The sequence below is a fragment of the Pseudomonas sp. I3-I5 genome (assembly GCF_022699445.1).
In the GTDB taxonomy this organism is placed as follows: domain Bacteria; phylum Pseudomonadota; class Gammaproteobacteria; order Pseudomonadales; family Pseudomonadaceae; genus Aquipseudomonas; species Aquipseudomonas fulva.
The window spans coordinates 1349196-1364209 of record NZ_CP093940.1; the positions used below are offsets into that span (position 1 = coordinate 1349196).

Here is a 15014-nt window from a genome sequence, read left to right on the forward strand (position 1 = left end):
TCAACAGCAGGGGTAAGTCAAGTCACCCCTGCGAAATCAATCAGTTACAGCACTTCAACGATGGCTTTGGTCACGACGTGGATATTGTTCTGGTTCAGCGCAGCCACGGCTATGCGGCCAGTGTCCAGCGCGTAGATGCCGAACTCGTTCTTCAGCCGAGCCACTTGCTCCACGGTCAGGCCCGAGTAGGAGAACATGCCGACCTGGCGACCCACGAAGCTGAAGTCGCGCTTGGCACCGTAATGAGCCAGCAACTCGACCATCTGCTTGCGCATGCCATGAATGCGCTCGCGCATTTCTGCCAGCTCGGTTTCCCACATCTGCCGCAGCTCTGCGCTGTTGAGCACCGTCGCCACGATGGTGGCGCCATGGGTGGGGGGGTTGGAGTAGGTGGTACGAATAACCCGCTTGACCTGGGACAGTACGCGCGTGCTTTCGTCTTTGGAGGCCGTCACGATCGACAGGGCGCCCACGCGCTCACCGTACAAGGAGAACGATTTGGAGAACGAGCTGGAGACGAAGAACTCAAGGCCCGACTCGGCAAACAGGCGTACGGCAAAGGCGTCCTCGTCGATGCCGTCTCCAAAGCCCTGGTAGGCCATGTCCAGGAAGGGCACATGACCTTTGGTCTTGACCACTTGCAGGACGTTCTTCCAGTCTTCCAGGTCCAGGTCCACCCCGGTCGGGTTATGGCAGCAGGCATGCAACACGACGATGGAGCCTGCGGGCAACGCCTCGAGGTCTTCGAGCATGCCTGCCCGATTGACGCCGTTGGTCGGGGCGTCATAGTACCGATAGGTATGAACCGGGAAGCCCGCTGATTCGAACAGCGCACGGTGGTTTTCCCAGCTAGGGTCGCTGATGGCTACCACGGCCTCGGGGGATACACGCTTGAGGAAGTCGGCGCCGATCTTCAGTGCGCCCGTACCGCCCACTGCCTGGACAGTCACAAGCCGGCCATCGGACAGCAACGGGGACTGGGCACCGAACAGCAGTTTCTGCACCGCTTGGTCATAGGTCGCGATGCCGTCGATCGGCAGGTAGCCACGCGAGGCATGCTGGGCGGCACGCTGGGTCTCGGCTTCGATCACAGCCCGCAGCAGCGGAATGCGGCCTTCCTCATTGCAGTAGACGCCCACGCCCAGGTTCACCTTGTCGGTGCGTGGGTCGGCATTGAATGCTTCGTTGAGGCCCAGGATGGGGTCGCGGGGTGCCAGCTCGACAGCGGAAAACAGGCTCATTGTTACCTTGGCTCGGATAGGAGTGTAAGGGGAGGTATCCGCTCCAGCCGAATGCACTGAAGCGGGGCACAAACGGGGAGTCAGTATAGTGATCCGGTACGGTCACGGCGACACTGCGACGCCGCTTTTACGACTATTTGCGCAAAAAATTTTCGACCCTTGCGGCCTTTGCCCTGTCCACCGTAACACGGGGTCACCGTTGGGCCTTCAAAGCGTCCCCCGGCGTGCCCATTTGGGTATAGACTACTGGCTAAATTTACAGTGCAGCACCGCGAGGTTCGACATGTCCGAGTTCCAGCTCGTTACCCGGTTCCAGCCAGCAGGCGATCAACCAGAGGCCATTCGGCAAATGGTCGAGGGCATCGAGGCGGGGTTGGCGCACCAGACTCTGCTGGGGGTGACCGGCTCTGGCAAGACCTTCAGCATCGCCAACGTCATCCAGCAGGTGCAGCGCCCCACGTTGGTCCTGGCACCGAACAAGACGCTGGCGGCGCAGTTGTACGGCGAGTTCAAGGCATTCTTCCCCAACAATGCGGTGGAGTACTTCGTTTCCTACTACGACTACTATCAACCCGAAGCCTATGTGCCCTCATCGGACACCTTCATCGAGAAGGATGCCTCGATCAACGACCATATCGAGCAGATGCGCCTTTCGGCGACCAAGGCGCTGCTCGAGCGGCGCGATGCGATCATCGTCACCACCGTGTCCTGCATCTATGGCCTGGGCAGTCCTGAAACCTACCTCAAGATGGTGTTGCACATCGACCGTGGCGACAAGCTCGACCAGCGCGCGTTGCTACGCCGACTGGCCGACTTGCAGTACACCCGCAATGAAATGGATTTCGCCCGTGCCACCTTCCGAGTGCGTGGGGATGTCATCGACATCTACCCGGCCGAATCGGACCTCGAAGCCATACGCGTCGAGCTGTTCGACGACGAGGTGGAAAACATTGCCGCGTTCGATCCGCTGACAGGCGAAATCCTGCGCAAGTTGCCAAGGTTCACGTTCTACCCCAAGAGCCACTACGTGACGCCGCGAGAAACGCTGCTTCAGGCGGTTGAGGGTATCAAGGAAGAGTTGGCCGACCGGCTTGAGTACCTGCACAAGGCCAACAAGCTCGTGGAGGCTCAGCGTCTTGAGCAGCGTACCCGCTTTGACCTGGAAATGATCATGGAGCTGGGTTACTGCAACGGTATCGAAAACTACTCTCGCTACTTGTCCGGTCGTCCTGCCGGTGCGCCCCCACCTACGCTGTATGACTATCTGCCCGCCGACGCACTGCTGGTCATCGATGAGTCGCACGTCAGCGTTCCCCAGGTGGGCGCCATGTACAAAGGGGACCGCTCACGCAAGGAAACGCTGGTGGAGTACGGGTTTCGTCTACCGTCGGCGCTGGACAACCGCCCCATGCGCTTCGACGAATGGGAGAGCGTCAGCCCGCAGACCATCTTCGTGTCCGCCACGCCCGGCCCTTATGAAGAGGCGCATGCTGGGCGCGTCGTCGAGCAGGTGGTGCGTCCCACTGGCCTGGTCGACCCGCAGATCGAAATACGCCCTGCGCTGACCCAGGTAGATGACCTGCTCTCGGAGATCCGCAAGCGCGTGGCCCTGGGCGAGCGGGTGCTGGCCACCACCTTGACCAAGCGCATGTCCGAGGACTTGACCGATTACCTGGCAGACCATGATGTACGGGTGCGATACCTGCACTCTGACATCGACACCGTGGAGCGGGTCGAGATCATCCGCGACTTGCGCCTGGGCACGTTCGATGTCCTGGTCGGCATCAACCTGTTGCGCGAAGGCCTGGACATGCCCGAGGTTTCGCTGGTCGCCATCCTCGATGCGGACAAGGAAGGCTTCCTGCGCTCCGAGCGTTCGCTGATCCAGACGATTGGCCGGGCTGCGCGTAACCTCAATGGTCGGGCGATTCTATATGCCGACGCCATAACCGGTTCGATGCAGCGGGCCATTGACGAGACCGAGCGACGTCGAGAAAAGCAGATCGCCTTCAACGAAGCGCACGGTATCGTGCCCAAAAGCGTGGTCAAGGACATCACCGATATCCTTGAAGGTGCGACCGTCCCGGGCGCGCGCAGCAAGAAACGCAAGGGGATGGCCAAGGCGGCAGAGGAGAGCGCGCGTTACGAGGCCGAGTTGCGCACCCCAGGCGAAATCACCAAGCGCATCAAGCAGCTCGAAGACAAGATGATGCAATACGCCCGTGACCTGGAATTCGAAGCCGCCGCCCAGTTGCGTGACGAGATCACCCAGTTGCGAGATCGCCTGATCGCAAGTTGATGCCTGGCGGTCGGCATTCACAGCGCATCGATCAGGCGAGACCGCGCTGCACCCAAGCCACCCACGGTATGGCCTACCGTGGGCTCGGCATCATGGGGGCCAGCTCAGGTTCACCGCATCGCTGGAGCCCGGTGCCTGCCACCTGCTAACATCGAGGCTTTGTTTCATCTTTCGTTCGAGACTCCCATGACCACCGTACGCACGCGTATCGCGCCATCGCCTACCGGCGACCCCCATGTCGGCACCGCCTACATCGCCCTGTTCAACTACTGCTTCGCCAAACAGCACGGCGGCGAGTTCATCCTGCGCATCGAGGACACCGATCAGCTGCGCTCCACGCGCGAGTCCGAGCAGCAGATCTTCGATGCGTTGCGTTGGCTGGGCATCGAATGGAACGAGGGCCCGGACGTGGGTGGCCCACATGGCCCGTATCGGCAGAGTGAGCGCGGTGAAATCTATGCCCAGTACGCCAAGCAGCTGGTCGACGCCGGCCATGCGTTCTATTGCTTCTGCACCGCCGAGGAGCTGGAGCAGATGCGCGCCGAACAGCAGGCCCGCGGCGAGACGCCTCGTTACGATGGGCGAGCGTTGCTGCTGAGCGCCGACGAAGTGCAACGCCGGCTTGACGCAGGCGAGCCCCATGTAATCCGCATGAAGGTGCCCGCCGAGGGCGTGTGCGTGGTGCCGGACATGTTGCGCGGTGACGTGGAGATCCCGTGGGATCGCATGGACATGCAGGTGTTGATGAAAAACGATGGCCTGCCCACGTACTTCCTGGCCAACGTGGTCGACGATCACCTGATGGGCATCACCCACGTACTGCGCGGTGAAGAGTGGTTGCCGTCGGCGCCCAAGTTGATCAAGTTGTACGAGTACTTCGGTTGGGAACAACCCAAGCTGTGCTACATGCCCCTGCTGCGCAACCCGGACAAGTCCAAGCTTTCCAAACGCAAGAACCCGACGTCGGTGACGTTCTACGAGCGCATGGGCTTCATGCCCGAAGCCATGCTCAACTACCTGGGCCGGATGGGCTGGTCCATGCCCGATGAGCGCGAGAAGTTCTCGCTGGCCGAAATGGTCGAGCACTTCGACCTGTCCCGCGTTTCGCTGGGCGGGCCGATCTTCGACATCGAGAAGCTCTCCTGGCTCAACGGCCAATGGCTGCGTGAGCTCCCTGTGGAAGCCTTTGCCCAGCGCCTGCAGAAATGGGCGTTCAACAGCGACTACATGATGAAAATCGCGCCGCATGTGCAGGGCCGGGTTGAAACGTTCAGCCAGGTGGTGCCTTTGGGCGGGTTCTTCTTCGAAGGCGCACTGAAGCTTGACGCCAAGCTGTTCGAAAGCAAGAAATTGTCGGCCGATCAGGTGCGCCAGGTCCTGCAGTTGATCCTGTGGAAGCTTGAGAGCCTGCGTCAGTGGGAAAAAGAGCGCATCACCGGTTGCATTCAGAGCGTGGTCGATGCATTGGAACTGAAGCTGCGTGACGCCATGCCCTTGATGTTCGCCGCCATCACCGGGCAGGCAAGCTCGGTGTCGGTGCTCGATGCCATGGAAATCCTCGGCCCTGACCTGACCCGCTATCGTCTGCGTCAGGCCTTGGATTTGCTGGGCGGTGTTTCCAAGAAAGAAAACAAGGAATGGGAAAAGCAGCTGGCTACCATCGCTTGAGATGAGGCAGGCGGGCAGGCCGTCGTTCCCACGACGGTCGGCCGCTGCCGTGTGCAATGGATCCAGCGTTGCAGGCTGGTCTGGCCCGCCCGATAAACCGATATTGCGGGGCAGGGCGGTAAGTGATTGTTATCTGTGAAAAAACTTTTGGTTTTTTTGAAGATTTAGTTTGACAGGCCTGCACCTGGATCTTAATATGCGCCCCGTCCACAGCGATGAACATAAACGAAACGCCAGGCACCCAGCCAGCGTATCGGTTCAGCGTGACTCTGTGGGGCTATAGCTCAGCTGGGAGAGCGCCTGCATGGCATGCAGGAGGTCAGCGGTTCGATCCCGCTTAGCTCCACCAAATTCCTGTTGTCAGCCAATGGCTGACACGTAGAACGGGCACTAGCAGCACGTTCTTGAAGGTAAGAAGGTTCGTCCCCTTCGTCTAGTGGCCTAGGACACCGCCCTTTCACGGCGGTAACAGGGGTTCGAGTCCCCTAGGGGACGCCAGTTTCACACAAGCGATGTTTCGGCATGGCTGGGCCGCGAGGCTAGAAATCTGGGGCTATAGCTCAGCTGGGAGAGCGCCTGCATGGCATGCAGGAGGTCAGCGGTTCGATCCCGCTTAGCTCCACCAATTACTGCCAAGGTTTGCATTGCAAACTTTTGCGAAGGTTATGTCCCCTTCGTCTAGTGGCCTAGGACACCGCCCTTTCACGGCGGTAACAGGGGTTCGAGTCCCCTAGGGGACGCCAGTTTTACACAAGCAGTGTTTCGACATTGCTGGGCCGCGAGGCTAGAAATCTGGGGCTATAGCTCAGCTGGGAGAGCGCCTGCATGGCATGCAGGAGGTCAGCGGTTCGATCCCGCTTAGCTCCACCAATTACTGCCAGGGTTTGCATTGCAGACTTTTGCGAAGGTTACGTCCCCTTCGTCTAGTGGCCTAGGACACCGCCCTTTCACGGCGGTAACAGGGGTTCGAGTCCCCTAGGGGACGCCACGTTTACCCGCGTTTTGCGGGACTTTAAAGGCTCATTCGCATATTGAATGGGCCTTTTGTTTTTTCTACCAAAAAATCCCTAACGCCGCTCTCCCTTCTGGGGTGGACATTTCTGGTCCGCTCACTGCTAAATCCCCTTTTTGCCCCATGGGACATGAACATGAGCTGGGACCTGCCCACACCTTTCATAATCGACGTGCTTGTCGGCAGCGAAGACATCGATGGACTGGGGCATGCCAACAATGCCGTCTACGTCACTTGGCTGGAACGTTGCGCCTGGCGACATTCCCAACGCCTGGGGTTGGACCTTGCGGCGTATCGCCTGCTTGATCGCGCCATGGCGGTGGTCCGTCACGAAATCGATTACCTCGCCGCCGCTTACGAAGGTGACGAATTGGAGTTAGCCACCTGGATCGTCGACTGGGATCAGCGTCTGCGCATGACCCGACGGTTTCAGCTGCGTCGTGCGCGTGATGGGATGACCTTGCTTCGCGCCCGGACCACCTTTGCGTGTATCGAGCTGTCTACTGGCAAACCCAAGCGCATGCCTGCCGAATTTCTGGACGGCTACGGGCCAGCGCTGATGCCCGCCTGAAGCACGCCTAAATTTTGCTAGACTGCCGCCTTTTGCGCCGAGATCATTCCATGCAAATTGCCCTGGCCCCCATGGAGGGGCTGGTCGACAACATTCTGCGAGACGTACTGACCCGCGTAGGCGGCGTCGATTGGTGCGTCAGTGAATTCATCCGCGTCTGTGATCGCCTGCTGCCAGCCTCCTCGTTCCATAAATTGGCCCCCGAGCTGAGCAACGGCGCGCATACGGCGGCAGGCGTGCCCATGCGCGTGCAACTGCTGGGGTCCGACCCAGCGTGCCTTGCCGATAACGCTGCATTGGCCTGCGAGCTGGGCGCCCCGGTCATCGACCTCAACTTTGGCTGCCCCGCCAAGACGGTGAACAAGTCCCGGGGTGGGGCGGTGCTGCTCAAGGAGCCTGAGTTGCTCCACGCCATTGTCCGCGAGGTCCGGCGCGCGGTGCCTGCCGCGATCCCTGTCACCGCCAAGATGCGCCTGGGTTTCGACACCCCGGATGGGGCGCTGGACTGTGGCGTGGCCCTGGCTGAGGGCGGGGCGGCCCATTTGGTGGTACATGCCCGGACCAAGGTTGAAGGCTACAAGCCGCCCGCGCACTGGGAGTGGGTGGCGCGCGTGCAGGACGTGGTCAAGGTGCCGGTGTTCGCCAATGGCGAGATATGGACGGTCGACGACTGGCGTCGCTGCCGGGAAGTCAGCGGCGCTGAGCACATCATGCTGGGGCGTGGCCTGGTTTCTCGCCCTGACCTGGGTGTGCAGATTGCCGCAGCCAATGCCGGAACGCCCTACCAGGCCATGGGTTGGGAGCAATTGCTGCCGCTACTTCAGGCGTTCTGGCTTCAAGCCCAGGCCAAACTATCACCCCGATACGCCCCGGGACGAATGAAGCAATGGGTCGCCATGTTGACGCGCAGCTACCCTGAGGCCGTGCTGCTGTTCGCCGAGCTGCGCCGCGAAGATGACTGCGCGCGCATCGGGCGCTTGCTTGGCGTGGCGTCGACGGCAGATCAAGCGCAGGTGGCGTGACCACCTGGCACAGGCGAAATTTTTTTTTGCACGGCCCTTGAAAGCGCCTTGATGGACCTTATCTCTTGAGTACGCGATGCCGAATTCGGGTCGCGTAATGACTTACTTGCTGATATCTCAGGAGTTATGACCATGACTACCGCTTTCTCTCTTGCACCACTGTTCCGCCACTCCGTTGGTTTCGACCGCTTCAATGACCTGTTCGAATCCGCGGCACGTAATGAGGCTGGTAGCAGCTACCCGCCCTACAATGTGGAAAAGCACGGTGATGACCAGTACCGCATCGTGGTTGCCGCGGCTGGTTTCCAGGAAGAGGATCTCGACCTTCAGGTCGAAAAAGGCGTGCTCACCGTGACCGGTGGCAAGCGTGACAATGGCTCGGCAGAAGTGACATACCTGCACCAGGGCATTGCCCAGCGCGCCTTCAAGCTTTCCTTCCGCCTGGCTGACCACATCGAGGTCAAGGCTGCAGGCTTGGCCAACGGTCTGCTCAGCATCGATCTGCTGCGAATCGTGCCTGAAGAAGCCAAGGCCAAGCGCATCCCGATCAACGGCGAGCAACCCGCGCTGAACTGATCCAGCGCATCACCAAGAAGGGCACCCCAGGGTGCCCTTCTTGCGTTGTGCAGGCGCGCGGTCACTTCAGGGCGCTTGCAACAGTCGCCGGAACGCTTGTAGCGGCAAAGGCCGGCTGTGCAGGTAGCCCTGGTACAGGTGACACCCCAGTTTTTCCAGAAACGCCAGCTGTTCGGTCAGCTCTACGCCCTCGGCGATTACCGCAAGCCCAAGGCTAAGCGCCATGGCGACGATGGCGCGGACGATTTCAGCATCGTTGGGGTCTATCGTTACGTCACGGACGAATGTCTGGTCAATCTTCAGTGCATCGACGGGCAGGCGTTTGAGGTAGGTCAGCGAGGAATACCCCGTGCCGAAGTCGTCCATGGCAAACGTTACCCCGTGGCTTTGCAACGCCCGCATCTTGGCAATGGTGTCTTCCAGGTTCTGAATGACGATACCTTCGGTGATCTCGAGCTTGAGCAGTTTCCTGGGCAACTGACTGTCGTCGAGGCTGCGCAGGACGCGGCCAACAAAATCTTTCTGGCGAAATTGCCGCGGGCTGATGTTGACGCACAGGCTGAAATCGTCGACATCTATCAAGCCGTCGGCCAGCAGGTGGGCGCAGGCAACGCAAGCCTCATCGAGCACCCAATTGCCCACCTCCAGAATCAACCCGCTTTCCTCAAGGACCTGAATGAACTGGCCCGGCGACTGCTGGCCGAGTTGAGGGTGGTGCCAGCGCAGCAGCACCTCGGCACCGACGATCCGGTTGTCGCGGGCGTCGACCTGCGGTTGGTAATGCAAGGCCATTTCGCCACGGGCCAGCGCCAGGCGTAGATCACTCTCCATGCGCAGGCGTTCGCTGGCCGCCTTCTGCATGCTGGCATGAAACAGTTGAGTCGTATTGCGCCCGGAGTCCTTGGCGCGGTAAAGCGCGATGTCGGCGCGTTTGAGCAGGTCGGCAGGCGTTGTGCCGTGGTCCGGGATCAAGGCCACGCCAATGCTGGGGGTCACCTGCAGGCGCTGGCCGTCGAGTGACATGGGCTGGGCCAGCAGCGCGCGTAGGGTGTCAGCCAGCTGGCGAACCGTATCCTCGACCTCATCACGATCGCCTTCCAGGCCGCTGAGCAGTACCACGAACTCGTCACCGCCCAGCCGTGCCACGGTGTCCTCTACACGTACACTGGCCTCTAGTCTGGCCGTGATGATCTTGAGCACTGCATCACCGACCGGATGGCCCAGCGAGTCGTTGATGTGCTTGAAATGATCCAGATCGAGGAAAAGCAGGGCGCCGCGCAGGTTGCGCTGCTTGAGCAGGGCGATCTGCTGACCCACCCGCTCCATCAGCAGGGCACGGTTCGGGAGATTGGTCAGCGGGTCGTGGTAGGCAAGGTGACGGATCTGTGCCTGGGCGTGTTTCAGTTGGCTGACGTCCCGCGCGGTCATCAGCAGGCACTGCACGTCGTTGAGCAGGATCTGCTCCACGGACACCTCTACCGTCAGGAGATCGCCGCGCTTGTTGCGCCCCAGCATTTCTCGGTGGTGTACCCGGCCATGCTCGCGCAGTTCGGCCAGCAGGGTGGTTCGCTGTTGCGCATCGGTCCAGATGCCGATGTCGAAAACGGTGCGCCCGACGACCTCGCCCGCCGAGTATCCGGTCAAACGGCAGAAACCGTCGTTGATTTCCAGGTAACGCCCGGTTGCGCATTCAGTGATGGTGATGGCGTCCGGGCTTGAGTGAAACGCCTTGGCGAATTTCTCTTCGCTGGATTTGAGCGCTGCCTCTGCCCGCTGTTGTTGGGTGATGTCGCGCAGCGTGGTGACGCTGCAGGGTTGGCCGTCCACTGTGATCAGGCGGCTGGAGATCAGGCAGGTCAAGGCGTCGCCACTGCGGTGATGGACGACCAACGCAACATTGCTCAGGGCCTGCTCGCGGATGACCCGTTCGATGCGGTGCGCACGCAGGGCCGATTCGGCCCACAAGCCTATTTCTTGGGCCGTGCGGCCGATCAACTGCTCGGTCGTCCAACCGAAGGTATGGGTGAAGGCGGGGTTGATCTCGATGAATTGTCCCGTGTCCTGGCGCGTTACGCAGATAGGGTCGGGGCTGACTTGAAACAGGCTGGCAAACTTTTCCTCCGAGGCACTCAGGCGAAGCTCGCGCTCAACCTGGTCGGTGATGTCGAGCAGGGTGCCGGCCATGCGCAGAGGGTTGCCGTGATCGTCGCGATACAAGCGCGCACGGCTTTCGATATACCGCGAAACGCCATTCTCCAACTGTACCCGGTAGGTGAACTGATAATTGCCAGCCGGCCCTTCGCGCAGGCTGCTGTAGGCCTTGCGCATGGAGAGGCGTTCCTGTTCCGGAACGCCTTCAAAAAACGCATCGAAGGACTCGTGAAAGGCTACTGGCGGCAGCCCGTGCAATTGTGCAGCCCGGGCCGAGCCGTAGAGCATGCCGCTGGGAATGTGCCAGTCCCACGTGCCTAGCTGGGCCGAATCCAGCGCAAGGTCCAGGCGCTCCTGGCTGTCCTTGAGGGCAAGATCCGCGCGCTTTCGCTCGGTGGTGTCGACGAAGGTACTGAGTTGATAGGTGGTGCCTTCAAGCTCGATGCCCTGGGTGCAAAGGATGCCGTCGTGGACCTTGCCGTCGCTGCCGCGAAACTGCACCTCCATGGTCAGCGGGCCGCTGTTCAGGCGCGAAGAATCGAGCATGTGCTGGCGTTGCGCGGCGTCGGCCCACAACCCCAACGCCACGCTGGTACGGCCGATGACCTGGCTGGCGGGCCAGGCGAATGTATCCTCGAAGTGCCGATTGACTTCGAAGATCATGCCGTCGTGACGTCGGGTCAACAAGATGGCATTGGGGCTCAGGTGGAAGAGGGTGGCAAGGCGCTTTTCAGAGTTCATCAGCGCAGTTTCCCGCTCGCGCTGGCGCGTGATCTCGCGTACCACCCCAATCATCTGCGGCCTGCCGTGCGGGTCGCAGGTCAGGCTGCCATTGATCTCCAGCCAATGCAGGCTGCCGTCTGGCCAGCGAATGCGGTGGCGCATGGCCCGCCCTACCGGTTCGCCATCGAACACCGCCTGGAACGCCTTGCGTGTTCGCGCGCGGTCCTCTTCGGCAAGCAGGTCCAGGTAATCGATGTCTCCGGGCAGGGCGCGCAGCGGGTCGAAACCGAACAGGGCCTGGGTGCCCCGGGACCAGCTTACCCGGCCGCTTTCAATATCCCAAAGCCACGCACCCAGGCGCGCACCATTCAAGGCGGCCAACAGCTGCGGCGCACTCTGCCAGGCCTGCTCCGACGCCTCGGGGTCTGCCGCATGGATTCGCGGCAGGCGCATGAAGCGGTTTGCTGATTTGGGCATGGTTACCAGACCTTTGGCATGGGGCACATCCTTGAAGGGGCCGGGCAGACGGCTGTTCAGACGCTTGCGGCATGGCCATCGAGCAGGGCCATGAACGCCTTGGCGGCGTTGGACAGGGTCCGCTCGGTGTGCAGAATGTAGCCTAGCTGGCGGGACAACCCAATGCCGGGCAAGGCGATGGGTGCCACCTGGTCGTCAAGCATCGTGCGCGGCAGCACGCTCCAGGCCAGACCGATCGATACCATCATCTTGATGGTTTCCAGGTAATTGGTGCTCATGGCGATGTTCGGTGTCAGGCCTTGGCTTTCGAACAGGCGCTGGACAATGTGGTGGGTGAACGTATTGCCTCCTGGAAACACCGCAGGGTGGCAAGACACATCGGCAAGGGTAACGGCGTCGTTGTTGGCCAATGGGTGCTCGGGGGCGGCTACGAAATCCAGCGCGTCCTGCCATACCGGTACCGCGTTGATCAGGGGGTGGGGCTCAGGTGCGAGGGTAATGACCGCCAGTTCGGCACGACCATGCAGAATCTCATCGTAGGCCTGTTCCGAATCCAGAAACTGAATATCCAACGCCACTGCCGGGTATTGGCGGGTGAAAGCCCGCAATAATGGGGGAAGGCGGTGCAGGCCGATGTGGTGGCTTGTGGCCAGGGTCAACCGCCCCCCCACTTCCCCTGACAAATTGGTCAGCGCCCGTCGGGTATCCTCAAGCACGTTGAGAATTTGGTAGGCCCTGGGAAGCAGTGCACGCCCGGCTTCGGTCAATGTCACCTCGCGGCCCAGGCGGTCGAACAACCGTGTGCTCAACTGCTGCTCCAGGCCAGCAATGCGCTTGCTGACGGCAGGCTGGGTCAGGTACAGACGCTCGGCTGCACTGGAAAAGCTGCCGGTTTCCGCAATGGCGATAAATGCACTGAGATTGGCCAAGTCCATTGGGAGAATTCCTTTCGGTTATCCAAAGGATAAAAATTATGAATTTGAGTTATTCACTCTAACCCCCTAGCATCGCCCATACAAGCCAAGGGGTCTTTGGCATAGAAAGACGCTGATGAGGAACAGTCTGATGGCTGGCAAAACGCTCTACGACAAACTCTGGGAAGCCCACGAGGTCAAGCGCCGTGATGACGGCTCGTCCTTGATCTACATCGACCGTCACATCATCCATGAAGTGACCTCGCCGCAGGCTTTCGAAGGGCTGCGCCTGGCCAAGCGCAAGCCATGGCGTATCGATGCCAACATCGCCACGCCCGACCACAACGTGCCGACCACCCCGGAGCGCAAGGGCGGGATCGAAGCCATTGTCGACCAGGTGTCGCGCCTGCAGGTGCAGACCCTCGACGAGAACTGTGATGAATACGGCATCGTCGAATTCAAGATGAACGACGAGCGCCAGGGCATCGTCCACGTCATCAGCCCCGAACAAGGCGCTACCTTGCCAGGCATGACCGTGGTCTGCGGCGACTCACACACCTCCACCCACGGCGCCTTCGGTGCGCTGGCCCACGGCATCGGCACCTCCGAGGTCGAACACGTACTGGCTACCCAGTGCCTGGTGGCCAAGAAGATGAAGAACATGCTGGTGCGCGTCGAAGGCCAGCTGCCGCCGGGTGTCACGGCCAAGGACATCGTCCTGGCGGTGATCGGCAAGATCGGCACTGCCGGTGGCAACGGTCACGCGATGGAGTTTGCGGGCAGTGCCATTCGCGAGCTGTCGATGGAAGGCCGCATGACCATCTGCAACATGTCCATCGAAGCCGGTGCCCGTGTCGGATTGGTGGCCACCGACGCCACCACCATCGCTTATGTCGAAGGCCGCCCGTACTCGCCCAAGGGCGAGCAGTGGACGCGTGCTGTTCAGGCGTGGAAAGACCTGGTGTCCGATGACGATGCCGTTTTCGATACCGTCGTCGAACTCGATGCCACGCAGATCAAGCCGCAGGTCAGCTGGGGCACCTCGCCAGAAATGGTGCTTGCCGTCGACCAGCGGGTGCCGGACCCGGCTGCCGAAGCCGACCTGGTCAAGCGTGGCTCCATTGAGCGCGCCCTGAAGTACATGGGCCTGAAGGCCAACCAGGCGATCACCGATATCCACCTGGATCGCGTGTTCATCGGCTCGTGCACCAATTCGCGCATCGAAGACCTGCGCGCGGCAGCGCAGATCGCCAAGGGCCGCAAGGTGGCGAGCAGCGTCAAGCAAGCCATCGTCGTTCCCGGCTCGGGCCTGGTGAAGGCTCAGGCCGAGCGTGAAGGCCTGGACAAGATATTCGTCGAAGCCGGCTTCGAATGGCGCGAGCCAGGCTGCTCGATGTGCCTGGCCATGAACCCGGATCGGCTGGAAAGCGGCGAGCACTGTGCATCCACCTCCAACCGTAACTTCGAAGGTCGTCAGGGCGCAGGTGGCCGCACGCACCTGGTGAGCCCGGCCATGGCCGCCGCGGCCGCCGTCACCGGCCACTTCATCGATGTCCGCGAGTTGATCCAAGGGAGCGCAGCATGAAAGCTTTCACTCAGCACATAGGCCTGGTTGCGCCGTTGGACCGTGCCAACGTCGATACCGACCAGATCATCCCCAAGCAGTTCTTGAAGTCGATCAAGCGCACAGGCTTTGGCCCCAACCTGTTCGACGAGTGGCGTTACCTGGACGTAGGCCAGCCCTATCAGGACAACAGCAAGCGCCCGGTAAACGAAGAATTCGTGCTCAATCATCCGCGCTATCAAGGCGCCAGCGTGTTGTTGGCGCGCGAGAACTTCGGTTGCGGGTCCAGCCGTGAGCATGCCCCCTGGGCCCTGGACGAGTACGGCTTTCGGAGCATCATCGCGCCAAGCTTTGCCGATATCTTCTTCAACAACAGCTTCAAGAACGGCTTGCTGCCGATCATCCTCAGCGATGAAGAAGTCGATGAGCTGTTCAAGCAGGTAGAAGCCGCGCCAGGTTACCAGCTGACCATCGACCTGCAGGCCCAGGCGGTGACACGTCCGGACGGCAAAGTGCTGCACTTCGAGATCGACGCATTCCGCAAGCATTGCCTGCTCAATGGCCTGGACGACATTGGCCTGACCCTGCAGGACAGCGATGCGATCAAGGCGTTCGAGGGCAAGCACCGTGCTGCGCAACCCTGGCTGTTCCGTGACGCCTGACTGAAGCCAACGCGCTCACCGGCCTGCTTGCCAGCAGGTCGGTGCAAGCCGGATCGCCCACGCTCTCTGGCGACAGCCTGTACCACTGCCGCCATGGTCGATCCCGTATCGGCAACTCCTCCATCACCAGGACA

General features: G+C 61.0%; 10 protein-coding genes and 6 tRNA genes. 13 read left to right on the forward strand and 3 right to left on the reverse strand.

Annotation, left to right across the window (positions count from 1 at the left end; all coding sequences use genetic code 11):
• Positions 1-44: 44 nt before the first annotated feature.
• A complete protein-coding gene (locus MOP87_RS06045; protein ID WP_242810243.1) occupies positions 45-1241 on the reverse strand; it encodes an amino acid aminotransferase in 1197 nt (398 codons plus the stop codon).
• 283 nt (positions 1242-1524) lie between these two features.
• Between MOP87_RS06045 and uvrB the strand changes: the two genes are divergently transcribed.
• From uvrB to MOP87_RS06100, 11 genes are all read left to right on the forward strand, one after another.
• Positions 1525-3540: an excinuclease ABC subunit UvrB gene (gene uvrB, locus MOP87_RS06050; RefSeq protein ID WP_023535858.1), complete on the forward strand. Its 2016-nt coding sequence runs from the start codon at positions 1525-1527 to the stop codon at positions 3538-3540.
• Between the two features lie 186 nt (positions 3541-3726).
• Positions 3727-5208, forward strand: coding sequence for a glutamate--tRNA ligase (gene gltX, locus MOP87_RS06055; protein WP_111475701.1), 1482 nt, complete (start codon positions 3727-3729; stop codon positions 5206-5208).
• A 273-nt stretch (positions 5209-5481) separates the two neighbouring features.
• Positions 5482-5557: transfer RNA gene (locus tag MOP87_RS06060), tRNA-Ala, on the forward strand.
• Positions 5558-5630: 73 nt separating this feature from the next.
• Positions 5631-5706 (forward strand) — tRNA-Glu (locus tag MOP87_RS06065).
• Positions 5707-5757: 51 nt separating this feature from the next.
• Positions 5758-5833 (forward strand) — tRNA-Ala (locus MOP87_RS06070).
• A 42-nt stretch (positions 5834-5875) separates the two neighbouring features.
• Positions 5876-5951: transfer RNA gene (locus tag MOP87_RS06075), tRNA-Glu, on the forward strand.
• Positions 5952-6002: 51 nt separating this feature from the next.
• A tRNA-Ala gene (locus MOP87_RS06080) sits at positions 6003-6078 on the forward strand.
• A gap of 42 nt (positions 6079-6120) precedes the next feature.
• A tRNA-Glu gene (locus tag MOP87_RS06085) sits at positions 6121-6196 on the forward strand.
• A gap of 160 nt (positions 6197-6356) precedes the next feature.
• Positions 6357-6791 carry a thioesterase family protein gene (locus tag MOP87_RS06090; protein ID WP_027916481.1) on the forward strand — a complete coding sequence of 145 codons (435 nt, stop codon included), beginning with the start codon at positions 6357-6359 and terminating at the stop codon, positions 6789-6791.
• Between the two features lie 50 nt (positions 6792-6841).
• A complete protein-coding gene (locus MOP87_RS06095; RefSeq protein ID WP_027916482.1) occupies positions 6842-7813 on the forward strand; it encodes a tRNA-dihydrouridine synthase in 972 nt (323 codons plus the stop codon).
• A gap of 132 nt (positions 7814-7945) precedes the next feature.
• Positions 7946-8389 carry an Hsp20 family protein gene (locus tag MOP87_RS06100; protein WP_027916483.1) on the forward strand — a complete coding sequence of 148 codons (444 nt, stop codon included), beginning with the start codon at positions 7946-7948 and terminating at the stop codon, positions 8387-8389.
• A gap of 66 nt (positions 8390-8455) precedes the next feature.
• Here the strand turns inward: MOP87_RS06100 and MOP87_RS06105 are convergent, their stop codons facing one another.
• Positions 8456-11740, reverse strand: a complete 3285-nt coding sequence (locus MOP87_RS06105; protein WP_242810244.1) for a bifunctional diguanylate cyclase/phosphodiesterase — start codon at positions 11738-11740, stop codon at positions 8456-8458.
• A 56-nt stretch (positions 11741-11796) separates the two neighbouring features.
• Entirely contained in the window at positions 11797-12675 is an 879-nt protein-coding gene (locus tag MOP87_RS06110) for a LysR family transcriptional regulator (RefSeq protein WP_027916485.1), read from the reverse strand.
• A 130-nt stretch (positions 12676-12805) separates the two neighbouring features.
• Here MOP87_RS06110 and leuC point away from each other — a divergent pair, with 130 nt between their 5' ends.
• Together leuC and leuD are read left to right on the forward strand one after the other, a co-directional pair.
• Positions 12806-14239, forward strand: coding sequence for a 3-isopropylmalate dehydratase large subunit (gene leuC / locus MOP87_RS06115; protein ID WP_111475704.1), 1434 nt, complete (start codon positions 12806-12808; stop codon positions 14237-14239).
• On the forward strand, positions 14236-14880 hold the full coding sequence (gene leuD / locus MOP87_RS06120; RefSeq protein WP_027916487.1) for a 3-isopropylmalate dehydratase small subunit: 645 nt from the start codon (positions 14236-14238) through the stop codon (positions 14878-14880). Before leuC ends, leuD begins: the two co-directional genes overlap by 4 nt.
• Positions 14881-15014 lie beyond the last annotated feature (134 nt).